16 protein-coding genes are annotated in these 15012 nt (G+C 70.2%); 10 read left to right on the forward strand and 6 right to left on the reverse strand.

Annotation, left to right across the window (positions count from 1 at the left end; all coding sequences use genetic code 11):
- Positions 1-37: 37 nt before the first annotated feature.
- Positions 38-2140 carry a transketolase gene (gene tkt, locus ABLE68_RS18615; RefSeq protein WP_348873421.1) on the reverse strand — a complete coding sequence of 701 codons (2103 nt, stop codon included), beginning with the start codon at positions 2138-2140 and terminating at the stop codon, positions 38-40.
- A 97-nt stretch (positions 2141-2237) separates the two neighbouring features.
- Here tkt and ABLE68_RS18620 point away from each other — a divergent pair, with 97 nt between their 5' ends.
- Positions 2238-3182, forward strand: a complete 945-nt coding sequence (locus ABLE68_RS18620) for a heme o synthase (protein WP_348873422.1) — start codon at positions 2238-2240, stop codon at positions 3180-3182.
- Positions 3183-3274: 92 nt separating this feature from the next.
- Here the strand turns inward: ABLE68_RS18620 and ABLE68_RS18625 are convergent, their stop codons facing one another.
- The 4 genes from ABLE68_RS18625 to ABLE68_RS18640 are packed head-to-tail and all read right to left on the reverse strand — an operon-like array spanning position 3275 to position 7065.
- Positions 3275-4141: a COX15/CtaA family protein gene (locus ABLE68_RS18625; RefSeq protein ID WP_348873423.1), complete on the reverse strand. Its 867-nt coding sequence runs from the start codon at positions 4139-4141 to the stop codon at positions 3275-3277.
- Positions 4132-4902: an ABC transporter permease gene (locus tag ABLE68_RS18630; RefSeq protein ID WP_348873424.1), complete on the reverse strand. Its 771-nt coding sequence runs from the start codon at positions 4900-4902 to the stop codon at positions 4132-4134. The genes ABLE68_RS18625 and ABLE68_RS18630 overlap by 10 nt, the downstream gene beginning before the upstream one ends.
- Positions 4899-5708: an ABC transporter ATP-binding protein gene (locus tag ABLE68_RS18635; protein WP_348874379.1), complete on the reverse strand. Its 810-nt coding sequence runs from the start codon at positions 5706-5708 to the stop codon at positions 4899-4901. Before ABLE68_RS18635 ends, ABLE68_RS18630 begins: the two co-directional genes overlap by 4 nt.
- A gap of 52 nt (positions 5709-5760) precedes the next feature.
- Entirely contained in the window at positions 5761-7065 is a 1305-nt protein-coding gene (locus ABLE68_RS18640) for a cytochrome P450 family protein (protein ID WP_348873425.1), read from the reverse strand.
- 103 nt (positions 7066-7168) lie between these two features.
- Between ABLE68_RS18640 and ABLE68_RS18645 the strand changes: the two genes are divergently transcribed.
- The 9 genes from ABLE68_RS18645 to ABLE68_RS18685 all read left to right on the forward strand — a co-directional run bounded on the left by ABLE68_RS18645 (position 7169) and on the right by ABLE68_RS18685 (position 14394).
- A complete protein-coding gene (locus tag ABLE68_RS18645) occupies positions 7169-7855 on the forward strand; it encodes a helix-turn-helix transcriptional regulator (protein ID WP_348873426.1) in 687 nt (228 codons plus the stop codon).
- Positions 7855-9273, forward strand: coding sequence for a Fe-S cluster assembly protein SufB (gene sufB, locus ABLE68_RS18650; RefSeq protein WP_348873427.1), 1419 nt, complete (start codon positions 7855-7857; stop codon positions 9271-9273). The genes ABLE68_RS18645 and sufB overlap by 1 nt, the downstream gene beginning before the upstream one ends.
- 57 nt (positions 9274-9330) lie before the next feature.
- On the forward strand, positions 9331-10506 hold the full coding sequence (sufD, locus tag ABLE68_RS18655; protein WP_348873428.1) for a Fe-S cluster assembly protein SufD: 1176 nt from the start codon (positions 9331-9333) through the stop codon (positions 10504-10506).
- The gene (locus ABLE68_RS18660) at positions 10506-10841 is read left to right on the forward strand and encodes a non-heme iron oxygenase ferredoxin subunit (protein WP_348873429.1); all 336 of its coding nucleotides are present in this window, start codon (positions 10506-10508) and stop codon (positions 10839-10841) included. Before sufD ends, ABLE68_RS18660 begins: the two co-directional genes overlap by 1 nt.
- Positions 10838-11596, forward strand: a complete 759-nt coding sequence (gene sufC / locus ABLE68_RS18665) for a Fe-S cluster assembly ATPase SufC (protein WP_348873430.1) — start codon at positions 10838-10840, stop codon at positions 11594-11596. Before ABLE68_RS18660 ends, sufC begins: the two co-directional genes overlap by 4 nt.
- Before the next feature lies 1 nt (position 11597).
- Entirely contained in the window at positions 11598-12848 is a 1251-nt protein-coding gene (locus tag ABLE68_RS18670) for an aminotransferase class V-fold PLP-dependent enzyme (protein ID WP_348873431.1), read from the forward strand.
- 3 nt (positions 12849-12851) lie between these two features.
- Complete coding sequence (sufU, locus tag ABLE68_RS18675; protein ID WP_348873432.1) at positions 12852-13319, forward strand: Fe-S cluster assembly sulfur transfer protein SufU; 468 nt, start codon at positions 12852-12854, stop codon at positions 13317-13319.
- Positions 13312-13680, forward strand: coding sequence for a metal-sulfur cluster assembly factor (locus tag ABLE68_RS18680; RefSeq protein ID WP_348873433.1), 369 nt, complete (start codon positions 13312-13314; stop codon positions 13678-13680). Before sufU ends, ABLE68_RS18680 begins: the two co-directional genes overlap by 8 nt.
- Before the next feature lie 87 nt (positions 13681-13767).
- Positions 13768-14394: an acVLRF1 family peptidyl-tRNA hydrolase gene (locus ABLE68_RS18685; protein WP_348873434.1), complete on the forward strand. Its 627-nt coding sequence runs from the start codon at positions 13768-13770 to the stop codon at positions 14392-14394.
- 1 nt (position 14395) lies between these two features.
- Here ABLE68_RS18685 and ABLE68_RS18690 read toward each other — a convergent pair whose 3' ends face one another.
- Positions 14396-14977 (reverse strand): hypothetical protein, encoded by a 582-nt coding sequence (locus ABLE68_RS18690; protein WP_348873435.1) that lies wholly within the window; start codon positions 14975-14977, stop codon positions 14396-14398.
- Between the last annotated feature and the right edge of the window lie 35 nt (positions 14978-15012).

The following is a 15012-nucleotide window of genomic DNA, read 5'->3' on the forward strand; positions in this document are numbered from 1 at the left end:
TCCTAGGGAAAGCATGGGGTGTGCGGCACGGCGTCGGTCAGACGCTGGCCGCCAGGATCGAGTCGTGCGCGGCGGAGACGACCGCCTCGGCGGTGATGCCGAACTCCTGGTAGATCCGGGCGTAGTCGGCCGACGCGCCGTAGTGGTCGATCGAGACGATCCGGCCGTGGTCGCCGACGTACTCACGCCAGCCCTGCTTGACGCCCGCCTCGACCGAGACGCGCGCCTTGACGATCGGCGGGATGACGGAGTCGCGGTAGGACTGGTCCTGTGCCTCGAACCACTCCAGGCACGGCATCGACACGACGCGCGCCTGGATGCCCTTCTCGGCGAGCTGGGTGCGGGCCTCGACCGCCAGCTGCACCTCGGAGCCGGTGGCCAGCAGGACCACGTCGGGCGCGCCGCCCTCGGCGTCGAGCAGCACGTAGCCGCCGCGGTGGACCTCGCTGGTCTCGGCGAAGCCCTCGGTGCCACGCGGGAAGACGGGCACGTTCTGGCGGGTCAGCGCGAGCGCCGCGGGCCGGTCGGTGTGTCCGAGGATCGTGAACCAGCAGGCGGCCGTCTCGTTGGCGTCCGCCGGGCGTACGACGTCCAGGCCGGGCATCGCGCGCAGGGCGGCGAGGTGCTCGATCGGCTGGTGGGTGGGACCGTCCTCGCCGAGCCCGATCGAGTCGTGGGTCCAGACGTAGGTGACCGGCAGCTGGCTGAGCGCCGCCACCCGCACCGCTCCGCGCATGTAGTCGGAGAAGGTGAGGAACGTGCCGCCGAAGACGCGCGTCAGGGCGTCGGCCGCGATGCCGTTCATGATCGCGCCCATGCCGTGCTCGCGGATGCCGAAGTGGAGCACCCGGCCCTGGTAGGGGTCGGCGGTCCACTCCTCGACGCTCCGGCTGGTCGGCAGGAAGGACGGTGCGCCCTTGATCGTCGTGTTGTTCGAGCCGGCGAGGTCGGCCGAACCGCCCCACAGCTCGGGCATCAGCGGCGCGACGGCGTTGATCACGTCACTCGAGGCGGTCCGGGTGGCAACACCCTTGGCGCTCGCCTCGAAGACCGGCAGTGCCCCTTCCAGCCCGTCGGGCAGCGCGCGCGCCTTGAGCCGGTGGAGCAGCGTGGCCTTGTCGGGGTGGGCGTCCGCCCAGGCGGCGTACTTCTCGTCCCAGGCTGCGCCCCACTCCGCGCCGCGCTCGCTGAGCTTGCGCGTGTGGGCCAGCACCTCGTCCGGCACCTCGAACGTCTTCTCGGGGTCCCAGCCGAGGACCTCCTTGGTGGCGGCCACCTCGGCGTCGCCGAGCGCGCTGCCGTGGGCCTTCTCGGTGCCCTGGGCGTTGGGCGCCGGCCACGCGATGATCGTGTCGAGCACGATCAGCGACGGCTTGTCCTTGACCTTCGCGGCCGCGGTGATGGCGTCGTAGAGAGCCGGCACGTCCTCGACGTACTTCTTGCCGCCGTTGGTCCAGTCGACGACCTGCACGTCCCAGCCGTAGGCCTCGTAGCGCTTCGCGACGTCCTCGGTGAAGGCGATGTCGGTGTTGCCCTCGATGGAGATCCGGTTGCGGTCGTAGATGACCGTCAGGTTGCCGAGCTCCTGGGTGCCGGCGATCGAGCTGGCCTCGCCGCTGACACCTTCCTGGAGGTCGCCGTCGGAGCACAGGGCGTAGACGTGGTGGTCGAAGAGGCTCTGGCCGGGCGCGGCCTCCGGGTCGAGCAGGCCGTGCACGCGGCGGGCCTCCATGGCCATGCCGACGGCGTTGGCGACGCCCTGGCCGAGCGGGCCGGTCGTCACCTCGACGCCCGCCGTGTGGTGGAGCTCTGGGTGGCCCGGCGTCTTGGATCCCCAGGTGCGCAGCGCCTTGAGGTCCTCGAGCTCGAGGCCGAAGCCGCCGAGGTAGAGCTGCGTGTAGAGCGTGATGCTCGAGTGGCCGCACGAGAGCACGAACCGGTCGCGGGCGATCCAGCGGGAGTCCGCCGGGTCGTGGCGCATCACCTTCTGGAAGAGGAGGTAGGCCGCGGGCGCCAGGCTCATGGCGGTGCCGGGGTGGCCGTTGCCGACCTTCTGGACGGCGTCCATCGCGAGCACTCGGGCCGTGTCCACCGCCTTCTCGTCGAGGTCGGTCCAGTCGAGGGCAGAGGGCTTGCTCACAGGTTTCCTTTCGAGGGCATCAGGCGATCACGAGCCTACTCACTCGGAGGGTTAGACTCACACCCGGCAAGTACCCGCTTTCCCAGCAAGGATCCCCGTGACGTACGTCGGCCAGTCGGCCTCTGCTGCACAGCAGCCCACGGCCGATCGGGCGACCTTCAAGGACGTCGTCGGCGCGTACGTCGGTCTCACGAAGCCGCGCGTCATCGAGCTGCTGCTGCTGACGACCGTTCCGGTCATGTTCTTCGCGGCGCAGGGCGTCCCCGATCTCGGTCTCGTCGTCGCGACCGTCCTCGGTGGGACCTTCTCCGCGGGGTCGGCCTCGGTCTTCAACTGCGTCTACGACCGCGACATCGACGAGCAGATGCGGCGTACACGACGACGGGCGCTGCCGCGCCACATCGTGTCGCCGCGCGCGGCACTCGTCTTCGGCTTCGTGCTCGGCATCCTGTCGACGGTGATCCTCTACGTGTGGGTCAACCCGCTGTCGGCGCTGCTGTCCGTGACGGCCATCGCGTTCTACGTCTTCGGCTACACGATGATCCTCAAGCGGCGCACGACGCAGAACATCGTCTGGGGCGGCCTCGCCGGCTGCTTCCCGACGCTGATCGGCTGGACTGCGGTCACCGGCTCGCTGGCCTGGACCCCGGTGGTGCTGTTCATGGTCGTCTTCTTCTGGACGCCGCCGCACACCTGGGCGCTGGCGCTGCGCTACCGCGAGGACTACGCCAACGTCGACGTCCCGATGCTCCCGGTCGTCGCGCCGGCGCGCGAGGTCGGCAAGCAGATCGTCCTGTACAGCTGGGTGATGGTCGCGACCTCGCTGCTGCTGTGGCCGGTCGCCGACACCGGGATCTTCTACCCGATCGCGGCCGCCGTCCTGGGCGCCGTCTTCCTCGTTGAGGCGCACCGGATGTGGGGCCGGACCAAGGGCACCGAGAACCTGGCCGAGATCCAGCCGATGCGGCTGTTCCACGCGTCCAACCTGTACCTGTCGCTGCTCTTCGTCGCCGTGGCGCTCTCGCCGCTGCTCTCGCGCTGATCGGGGTCCCGGCGTCACGGTGGGCACGCCACACCGTCTGACTCCTGGACGGCGGCTGTCCCGGGCACGGGGGTGTGGGGCAGTCGTCGTTCCTACTCGGCCTGGAGCGGGGCCTCGCGCACCTGCAGGAGCGCCCAGGTCACGGTCGCAGAGATCAGCGCGGCGCCGAGCATGTGGAAGCCGACCAGGACGATCGGCAGGTCGGTGAAGTACTGCACGAACCCGATCGCCCCCTGGGCGACCTCGACCACCAGCAGCACGACGACGGCCCGCTTCGCGATCGCCGGAGCGCCCGTCGCGTAGAGCGTGAACAGCAGCCCGAGCGTGAGGCCGACGAAGAGGAAGACCAGGTCGGCGTGGAGCTGGCTCATCTGCAGCGGCGACAGACCGTTGCGGGGCGAGTCGGCGTCGCCGGCGTGCGGACCGGAGCCGGTCACGACGGTGCCGACGTAGAGGACCGCCCACGCGGCCGCGAACGTCGCCCAGGCGAGGCCGACCGCCGCGCCGCGAGGGGGTACGGCGGGGGCCGGGTTCTCGATGCGCTGGAGGAACAGCACCGAGAGCCCGATGATCGCCATCGAGCAGAGCAGGTGCAGCGAGACGATCCACGGGTTGAGGTCGGTCAGCACCGTGATGCCGCCGATCACCGCCTGAGCGGGGATCCCGAGCGCCATGACCAGCGCGATCCGGCGCAGGTCGCGGCGGCCGGAGCGCCAGGCGACCACGAACGTGCCGACGGCGACCGCCACGAGCACGTAGGTGAGCATCCGGTTGCCGAACTCGATCGCCTGGTGGACGTCGTACGCCCCGTGCGGCGTGAACGACTCGTCGGTGCACCGCGGCCAGGTCGGGCACCCGAGCCCCGACCCGGTGAGCCGGACGACGCCGCCGGTCACCACGATGGCGCAGTTGACGACGATGGACGCCCAGGCCCATCGCCCGAGGGCGGTCACTCCCACTTGAAGGTCCTAGCCGTGAGCACGGTGCCGAAGACGGCCCAGATGGCGAGGACGCCGAGGTCGCGCCAGGCGACCCCGCCGTCGATGAAGCCGGTGCGCATCGCCTCGCCGAGCGCGGCGGACGGGAGCCACTGCAGGAAGGGCCGCGCGTCGCCGTACGCCGTGAGGGGCAGGACCACGCCGCCGCCGGTCATCAGCAGCAGGTAGATCAGGTTGGCGGCCGCCAGGGTGGCCTCGGCGCGCAGCGCACCGGCGACCAGGAGACCCAGCGAGGCGAAGGCCGCGGTGCCGAGCAGGATCGCCAGCGCGACCCCGATGACGCCGGGCTCCGGCGTCCACCCGAGCAGCTGGCCGACGCCGCCGATGATGACGACCTGGACGAGCTGGACGAGCAGGAGTGCGCCGACCTTGCCGGCGAGCAGGCCCGAGCGGGGGAGCGGCGAGCTGCCGAGCCGCTTGATCACGCCGTAGCGGCGCTCGAAGCCGGTCGCGATCGCGAGAGAGGTGAACGACGTCGACATCACCGCCAGCGCGATCACCCCGGGCGTGAAGGTGTCGACGAGGGGACGTGAGGTGTTGAGGTCGAGGTTGAGGTGCTCGCCCGCGGTGACGGCACCGAACAGCACCAGCACCGGGATGACGACGGCCAGGAGCAGCTGCTCGCCGTTGCGCAGCATCAGCCGCGACTCCATCCGCGACTGCGCGAGCACCTGCCGGGGGAGCGGCGCCGCGCCGGGCTTGGGCGTGAAGGTGCCGCTCACGGCGCGAGCTCCCGTCCGGTCAGCTCGAGGAACACGTCCTCGAGGGTGCGGGAGCCGAAGCTGATCGAGCGCACGCCCACGTCGTGCTCGGTGCTCCACCGGTCGACCGACGCCCGCAGCGCCGCCTCGGCGTCCGACGGCAGCTCCTGGTCGACGACGAGACGCACCGTCGCCGACGTGCCGCGGGTCAGCTCCTCCGGCGTGCCGGACGCGATGAGGCGACCGTGGTCGATGATGTGGATCTGGTCGGCCAGCCGCTCGGCCTCGTCCATGTAGTGGGTCGTCAGCACGACCGTGACGCCGTCGTCGCGGAGTTCCTCGAGCAGCTCCCACGTCGTACGACGGGCCTGCGGGTCCATGCCCGCCGTCGGCTCGTCCACGAAGACGATCTCGGGGCGGCCGACGATCGCCATCGCCAGGCCAAGTCGCTGCTGCTGGCCGCCGGAGAGCCGGCGGTAGGGCGTCCGACCGCAGTCGCCGAGACCGAGGCGCTCGGAGAGCATCGCGGTGTCGAGGGGGTGCGCGTGCAGCCGCGCGATGTGGTCGAGCATCTCCATGGCGCGCACGCCGCTCCACGCGCCGCCGCCCTGGAGCATCACGCCGATCCGCGGGAGCAGGTCGCGCCGGTCGCGCACGGGGTCGAGGCCGAGCACCCGGACCGAGCCCTGCTGCGGCTTGCGGTAGCCCTCGCAGGTCTCGAGCGTGGTGGTCTTCCCGGCGCCGTTCGGACCGAGGACGGCGGTGATCGTCTGACGCTCGACCGTCAGCGAGAGCCCGTCGACGGCGACCTTGTCGCCGTACCGCATCACCAGTCCGTCGACCTGCACGGCAGGGTCGGAGGGGGCGTCGGGCACCGGGTCAGTCTAGGGAGCCGCCCGCCCGGGTCCGACGGCGGCTGTAGGTCACCGGGCACGGGGATGCGGCGCGCGCCACACCGCCGATCTGCGCGGGCACGGGTGCGGGGTACGACGTCCACCCGGGCGTCAGCTCGAAGGTGCCGAAGAGGTGGCTGACCGCCGCGGTCATCGCGCTCAGGGAGAAGGGCTGCGCCGGACAGGTGTGCCGACCGTGACCGAACGCCGTGACGAGCTGCGGCGAGGCGAGCGCGCCGGTGTCGGCGAGCCGGTGGCGCGCCCACCGGTCCGGCTCCCAGGTGTCGAGGCCGGGGGCCGCGGACGTGTTGAGCAGCGGCAGCAGGGTCGCGATGGTGACGCCCGGCGCGACGGCGTACGTCGCGTCGCCGACGGCGAGGTGGACCGGAGCCATCACGTGGCGCGCCATGATCGAGCGCTGGGCCAGGCGGGTGGTCTCGAGGGCGCAGCGGTCCGCGAGGTCGCGGTCGCCGGCGACGACCCGGGCCAGCTCGGCGGGGTGCTGGGTGAGGTCGACCACCGCCCAGCCCAGCGCCGCGGCGAGATTGGACATCGACGCGATGTGGATGAGCGCGACGTCGTACGCCACGCCCGTGCGGCGTACGTCGTCCGGCTCGTCGGCCCAGGACTCGACGATCCGGGCGAACAGGGCGTTCTGCCCAGGGGCGTCGACGAGCGGTCCGACGATCGCGACGACCTCCGCCAGGGCGGCCCGCTCGGCGGACTTCCCGGAGGCGGCCACCGCGGCCATCGCGTCGGGGTGCACGAACGCGTCCGACCCGTCGAGCATGTCGAAGGCGACGACCAGACGCTCGAAGGCCTCGCCCTCGGCGCACCCTGGCCCGGCCCAGGAGGCGAGGCCCATCCGGTGGCCGAGGCGGCGGGTCAGGGCGAAGACGTCGGCGGTCCCGCTCTCGCCGAGCTCGGCGACGGTGGCGTCCAGGGCCAGGTCGAGGTTGGCGAGGTAGTGGACCACGTCGCCCTTGCGGAAGAGGAGGTGCGGCATCGTGCGGCGTCCGTCGAAGACCTCGTCGGGCAGCTTGCGGCGCAGCATCAGGTAGTCGGCGACGCCCTTGGACGCCTGCTCCTCGGGGAGCGCGTAGAACGACTCGACGCCGGTGGGCGAGAAGGTGAAGAGGTACTCGTCGCGCCCGCTGACGACGACGAACGTGTCGCCGTACCTCTCCCGCGCCTGGCGGACGACCTCGACGGCATCGTCGACCGGGACGTCCCACGGGAGGCCGGTCCCTGCGGCGAGCGGCGGGGGCGGACTGATGCGAGAGCTCGGCACCGCGGCATCATGTCACCGGCGACGGCCGGGCCGGCGGCGCAGCCACGCGGGGTTAGGACACCCTTGCTTGAACGGGTCCAGACAATAACGGCACACTGGTGTTGTGGAATTCGACGAGGCGCCTCTCCAGGTGCACGACCAGCCGACGCGCCAGCGCGTCGCCCGGTCGATCCTCGTCAACGGACCGTCGACCGCCGCGGCACTCGCCGAGCGGCTCGATCTCACCCCGGCCGCCGTACGCCGCCACCTCGACCAGCTGCTCGAGGAGGGTCTGGTCGAGGCCCGCGAGCCACGCAGCCAGGCCACCCGAGGGCGCGGCCGGCCCGCGAAGGCGTTCGCGCTGACCGAGTCGGGCCGCGACGGCTTCGACCAGCAGTACGACGACCTCGCCGCCCAGGCGCTCCGGTTCCTGGCCGAGACCGCCGGCGAGGACGCCGTCCGGGAATTCGCGGCGCGCCGGATGGCGTTCATCCCAGAGCGGTTCGAGCGGATCCGCGCGGAGCACCCCGAGCTGGGACCGGCCGAGATCCTGGCCCAGGTCTTCACCGACGAGGGGTACGCCGCGTCGGTGCGCGACCTGCCCATGGGAGAGCAGCTGTGCCAGCAGCACTGCCCGGTCTCCCACGTGGCCCACGAGTTCCCGCAGCTGTGCGAGGCCGAGACCGAGGCGATCAGCAAGGTCCTCGGCAGCCACGTGCAGCGACTGGCCACGATCGCCCACGGCGACGGGGTCTGCACCACCAGCATTCCGAAGAGCACATCCCCCACAACGAAGGAGCGGGTCAGCTGATGACCACCATCGACGAGCGCAACCCCGAGCTCGAGGGCATCGGGCGCTACGACTTCGGATGGGCCGACTCCGACGTCGCCGGCGCCGCCGCCAAGCGGGGCCTGAGCGAAGAGGTCGTCCGCGACATCTCCGCGAAGAAGAGCGAGCCGCAGTGGATGCTCGACCTGCGCCTCAAGGGCCTCAAGCTCTTCGGTCGCAAGCCCATGCCCAACTGGGGCTCGGACCTGTCGGGGATCGACTTCGACAACATCAAGTACTTCGTGCGCTCCAGCGAGAAGCAGGCGGCCACGTGGGACGACCTCCCCGAGGACATCAAGAACACCTACGACAAGCTCGGCATCCCGGAGGCGGAGAAGCAGCGCCTCGTCTCGGGCGTCGCGGCCCAGTACGAGTCCGAGGTCGTCTACCACTCGATCCGCGAGGACCTCGAGGAGCAGGGCGTCCTCTTCCTCGACACCGACACCGCTCTCAAGGAGCAGCCGGAGCTCTTCCAGGAGTACTTCGGCACCGTCATCCCCGTCGGTGACAACAAGTTCGCCGCGCTCAACACCTCGGTGTGGTCGGGCGGCTCGTTCATCTACGTCCCGCCGGGCGTCCACGTCGACATCCCGCTGCAGGCCTACTTCCGGATCAACACCGAGAACATGGGCCAGTTCGAGCGCACCCTGATCATCGTCGACGAGGGTGCCTACGTGCACTACGTCGAGGGCTGCACCGCGCCGATCTACTCGTCGGACTCGCTGCACTCCGCGGTCGTCGAGATCATCGTGAAGAAGGGCGGCCGCTGCCGCTACACGACCATCCAGAACTGGTCGAACAACGTCTACAACCTCGTCACCAAGCGCGCCGTCTGCGAGGCCGGCGCGACCATGGAGTGGGTCGACGGCAACATCGGCTCCAAGGTGACGATGAAGTACCCCGCCGTCTACCTCATGGGCGAGCACGCCAAGGGCGAGACGCTCTCCATCGCGTTCGCCGGCGAGGGCCAGCACCAGGACGCCGGCGCCAAGATGGTCCACGCCGCGCCCAACACCTCGTCGTCGATCCTGTCGAAGTCGGTGGCCCGTGGCGGCGGGCGTACGTCGTACCGCGGCCTGATCCAGATCAACGAGGGCGCCCACGGCTCGAAGTCCAACGTCCTGTGCGACGCGCTCCTGGTCGACCAGATCAGCCGCTCGGACACCTACCCCTACGTCGACATCCGCGAGGACGACGTCTCGATGGGTCACGAGGCCTCGGTCTCGAAGGTCTCCGACGACCAGCTCTTCTACCTGATGTCGCGCGGCATGGAGCAGGACGAGGCGATGGCCATGATCGTCCGCGGCTTCATCGAGCCCATCGCCAAGGAGCTCCCCATGGAGTACGCCCTGGAGCTCAACCGGCTGATCGAGCTCCAGATGGAAGGGGCCGTCGGTTAACAGCCGCCTCCTCTTCCCGAACGACCCGACGCACGTAGAGAGTTTTCTGTAGTGACTGTGACTGACACTGCCCGCGAGAGCGTGGCGGACTCCCTGGAGCTGGGTGCTGGCTTCAGCCACCTGAACCCGCCCCCGTCGTACGACCTCGCCGACCACCCGGTGCCCACCGGGCGGGAGGAGATCTGGCGCTTCACGCCGCTCAAGCGGCTGCGCGGGATCCTCGACGGCGACGCGTCCGACGCGAGCCTGACCTGGGAGACCACGCTGCCCGAGGGCGTGACGCTGACCGAGATCACCGCCGACCAGGCGCGTGAGATCGGCGAGCTCGCACCCAACGACCGGCCGTCCGCGCTCGCCGCGGCCAACGCCGGTGCGGCGATGCTGCTCGACGTCCCGGCCGAGGCCGAGATCACCGAGCCGATCGTGCTCCGCCTGCACGGGGAGTCCGTCGACGACCTGGTCTGGGGCCAGCTCGTGATCCGGGTCGGCCGGCACGCGCAGGCGACCGTCGTGGTCGCGCACTCGGGGTCGGCGCGCTACGCGGCGATCACCACGGTGCTCGCGGGCGACGCGTCCAACGTCAACGTGCTGTCGCTGCAGGACTGGGACGACGACGCGGTCCACCTCGGCCGCGACGCCATCCAGGTCGGTCGTGACGCCACCGTCAAGCACACGTCGATCTCCTTCGGCGGCGACCTGGTCCGGATGCACGCCAACGTCGAGTACGCCGGTCCCGGCGGCTCGGCCGAGCTGCTCGGCCTCTACTTCGCCGACGCGGGCCAGCACCTCGAGCACCGGCTCTTCGCCGACCACACCGCGCCCCGGACCAAGAGCCACGTGCTCTACAAGGGCGCGCTGCAGGGCCAGGGGGCCCACACGGTCTGGATCGGCAACGTGCTGATCCGCAAGGTCGCCGAGGGCATCGAGACCTACGAGGAGAACCGCAACCTGGTCCTCTCCGACGGCTGCCAGGCCGACTCGGTCCCCAACCTCGAGATCGAGACCGGCGAGATCGAGGGTGCGGGACACGCGTCCGCGACCGCCCGCTTCGACGACGAGCAGCTCTTCTACCTGCGCTCGCGCGGGGTCTCCGAGAAGGAGTCGCGCCGTCTCGTCGTGCACGGCTTCTTCAACGACCTGATCCGCAAGGTCGGCATCCCCTCGATCGAGGAGCAGCTGCTCACGACGGTCGAGGCCGAGCTTGCGAAGAACGTGCTCAAGGACCTCGACTGATGGGGTTCGAGCGGGCCTGCGATGTCGCAGACGTCGCCACCGACGAGGCGTTCGGCGTCACCGTCGGTGCCTACGACGTCGCGGTGGCGCGGCACGGTGACGAGTTCTTCGCCGTCCAGGACCTCTGCTCCCACGCAGCCGTCTCGCTGAGCGAGGGCGAGGTCGAGGACTGCACCGTCGAGTGCTGGCTGCACGGCTCGCGTTTCGACCTCCGCACCGGCAAGCCCACCGGCCTCCCGGCCACCGAACCCGTCGCGACCTTCCCGATCGAGGTCCGCGACGACCAGATCTTCATCGACACCACCACCACCCTGAACGGAGTCACCCCCTCATGAGCGAGCTCATCATCAAGGACCTGCAGGTGTCCGTCGACACCGAGGACGGGCCCAAGGAGATCCTCAAGGGCGTCACGCTGACCATCAAGGACGGCGAGACCCACGCGATCATGGGGCCGAACGGTTCCGGCAAGTCGACGCTGGCCTACTCGATCGCCGGCCACCCGAAGTACACGATCACCGGCGGCACCGTCACCCTCGACGGCGACGACGTCCTCGCGATGAGCGTCGACGAGCGGGCGCGGGCCGGGCTGTTCCTGGCGATGCAGTACCCCGTCGAGGTCCCCGGCGTCTCGGTCTCCAACTTCCTGCGTACGGCGAAGACCGCGCTCGACGGCGAGGCCCCGAAGCTCCGTACCTGGGTCAAGGACGTCAACAGCGCGCTCGAGAAGCTCAACCTCGACCCGACGTTCGGCACCCGCTCGGTCAACGAGGGCTTCTCCGGCGGCGAGAAGAAGCGCCACGAGATCGCCCAGCTCGAGCTGCTGAACCCGAAGGTCGCGATCCTCGACGAGACCGACTCCGGCCTCGACATCGACGCGCTCAAGATCGTCTCGGAGGGCGTCAACCGCTTCCGCGAGCAGGAGGGCAAGGGCGTCCTGCTGATCACGCACTACACCCGCATCCTGCGCTACATCGAGCCCGACTTCGTCCACGTCTTCGTCGACGGCAAGGTCGCCGAGTCCGGCGGTTCCGAGCTGGCCGAGGAGCTGGAAGCCAACGGCTACGAGAAGTACCTCACGGCGGCGGTCTGACATGACCACGACGCAGCTGGCCGGCCTCCTGCCTGAGCTGGAGGTGATCCGCGCCGACTTCCCGATCCTGGACCGCCTGGTCGCGGGTGGTCAGCCGCTGGTCTACCTCGACAGCGCCAACACCTCGCAGAAGCCGCAGGTCGTCATCGACACGATGGTCGACCACCTCGAGCGGCACAACGCCAACGTCGCCCGCGCCATGCACACGCTGGGCGCGGAGTCGACCGAGGCGTTCGAGGGGGCGCGCGACAAGGTCGCCGCCTTCCTCAACGCGCCGTCGCGCAACGAGGTGGTCTTCACCAAGAACGCCACCGAGGCGCTCAACCTGCTGGCGCGCACGATCGACCTCGGCCCCGGCGACAACGTCGTCATCACCGAGATGGAGCACCACTCCAACATCGTGTCGTGGCAGCTGGCGTGCGAGCGTTCCGGCGCCGAGCTGCGCTGGTTCGGGCTCACCGACGACGGTCACCTCGACCTGTCGAACGCCGACGCACTGATCGACGAGCACACCAAGGTGGTGGCCTTCACCTGGGTCTCCAACATGCTCGGCACGATCAACCCGGTCACCGAGCTGGTGGCGCGGGCGAAGGCCTTCGGTGCGTTCTCCGTCATCGACGCCTCCCAGGCCGCGCCGCAGCTGCCGGTCGACGTGGTGGCGACGGGGTGCGACTTCCTGGTCTTCACCGGTCACAAGGTCGTCGGCCCGACCGGCATCGGCGTGCTGTGGGGTCGCGAGGAGCTGCTCAACGCGCTCCCGCCCTTCCACGGCGGCGGCGAGATGATCGAGACCGTCACGATGGCGCGCTCGACCTACGCCTCGGCCCCGCAACGCTTCGAGGCCGGCACCCCGCCGATCGTCGAGGCCGTCGGGCTCGGCGCTGCGGTGGACTACCTCTCCCACATCGGGATGGACGCGATCCACCGGCACGAGCAGACGATCACGGCGTACGCCCTCGACGGCCTGGCCACCGTGCCCGGCCTGAAGGTGCTGGGCCCGCTGAGCGCCGCCGAGCGTGGGGGAGCGATCTCCTTCGAGATCGACGGCGTCCACCCCCACGACGTCGCGCAGGTGCTCGACTCGCGCGGCATCGCCGTGCGTGCCGGCCACCACTGTGCGAAGCCCGCGCACGCGCGGTACGGCGTGCAGAGCTCGACCCGGATGTCGTCGTACCTCTACACGACCCCGGCCGAGATCGACGCGCTGGTCGAGGGTCTGGAATACACCCGCTCGTACTTCAAGTTGGGTTGAGAGATGAGCACTGAACTCGACAGCCTCTACCAGGACATCATCCTCGACCACGCGAAGCGTCGGCTGAACGCCGGCCTTCGTGAGCCGTTCGAGGCCGAGGTCCACCACGTCAACCCGACCTGCGGCGACGAGGTCACCCTCCGCCTGCACCTCGACGGCGACGTCGTGCGCGACATCTCCTACGACAACCAGGGGTGCTCGATCTCGTCCGCGTCGGCGTCGGTGATGACCGAGCTGCTGATCGGCAAGACCGTCGCCGAGACCGAGCCGATCCACGCCGCGTTCCTCGAGATGATGCGCGGCAAGGGCCAGGTCGAGCCCGACGAGGACGTCCTCGAGGACGCCATCGCCTTCGCCGGTGCCGCCAAGCTGACCGCGCGCATCAAGTGCGCACTCCTGTCCTGGATGGCCTTCCAGGACGCCCTCGTCCGAGCCCAGGAGAACCCTTCCCATGGAGGCACAGATGCCTGACCACAGCGACCTTCCCGACGTACCCGAGGCCACCGGCGGTGTCGGCACCTCCACCGTCTCGGTCGAGGACGTGACCGAGGCGATGAAGGACGTCGTCGACCCCGAGCTCGGCATCAACGTCGTCGACCTCGGCCTGGTCTACGGCCTCCACATCGACGAGGGCTCCAACCTGGTCATCGACATGACGCTCACCTCCGCGGCCTGCCCGCTGACCGACGTCATCCAGGACCAGACCAACTCCGCCCTCGAGGGCCTCGTCAACGACGTCGCCATCAACTGGGTCTGGATGCCGCCGTGGGGCCCCGACAAGATCACCCCCGACGGCCGCGAGCAGCTGCGGGCTCTCGGGTTCAACGTCTGAGGAATACCCGGTTCACCGGGTATTCCAGATGTTCTGGGGTGTTGCAACACCCCAGAACATCAGGAACTGCCTGAGAAGATCGGGTCCATGACTCTCGTCCTGGTGCCATCAGCTCGGCTGGCCCGATGGGTCGAGAACTTCACGACGAGCCACGGCGAGACCGAGCTCACCACGACCGACGGCGCCCTGAGCGGTACGGCGGAGGACGGCAGCACCTTTAGCGCACGCCTCCCGTTCGGCGAGGCGTACGCCGGCCCGCCCGACCCGGCCGCCTTCGCCGAGGGGATCAGCGTCCCCGACGACTGGGGCATCCTGCTCGTCCGCAAGGGCGGGTTCGCGATCGCCCGGATGAGCGGGACGACCTTCGCCGAGTCCAAGGTCGGCCAGCGGCACGTCCAGGGCCGGACCAAGGCCGGCGGGCAGAGCCAGCAGCGCTTCGCCCGGAGGCGGGACAACCAGGCGCGGCAGGCCTACGAGGCGGCCGCCGAGCACGCCGCGCGGATCCTCGGCGAGGGTCTCGACAAGAGCGACCAACGCCGCACGGTCGTCACCGGGGGAGACCACGCGGCCGTCGACGAGGTGCTCGCCGACGTTCGCCTCAAGAGCCTCACCGTGGTCGAGCCCTGGCTCGCCGTACCCGACCCACGGCGCGGCGTGCTGGAGCAGGCGGCCCTCGACGCGCGCTCGGCACGCGTCGAGGTCCACAACAGCTGAGTCAGCCGCACCAGGTGGCGTCCTGGGTGCCCGAGATGCCGTGCCAGGCGCGGTTCATCGGCTTCTCCCACTTCTGGGTCACCGACGTGAACGCGCGCGGGGTGCGGATCGGGTCACCCGGCGGGTTCGTCGAGCGAGCGCGGATGACGGTGAGCGGCAGGGTCACGGCGGACGCCGTCGTGCCGGCCCAGCAGGACGAGGCGCGCTTCTTGGTCTTCGCGACCGCGTTCGTGACCTCGTCGCCCACCTTCTCGCCGGCGTAGCGGAAGGCGACCGTCGGCACGTAGCCCGCGCCGCCGTCCCAGGGCGCCAGCACGGTGATGCTCAGCCCGTGCGTGCGCGTGGTCGGGATGGTCCAGCTGACCTTGCCGTCCTTCACGGTGTGCTGCTTCGACTGCCACACCTTCTGGCGCCCCTCCAGCGCCTGGGTGAGGCGCAGGTGGCAGCCGTTGCAGCCGGCGACCTGGAGCGTCAGCTTCGTGGTGGGGGCGGCAGGCGCGGCCGTCGACGTCGGTGCGACACCGACGAGCGAGGCAGCGGCGATACCGAGGGTGAGAGCGGTGGTGGCGACCCGAGAGAACATGTCCGTCCTTCGTCGTACGAGGCCCGGCCGGTCCG

This window comes from Nocardioides pollutisoli, from assembly GCF_040045055.1.
Lineage (GTDB): Bacteria > Actinomycetota > Actinomycetes > Propionibacteriales > Nocardioidaceae > Nocardioides > Nocardioides tweenelious.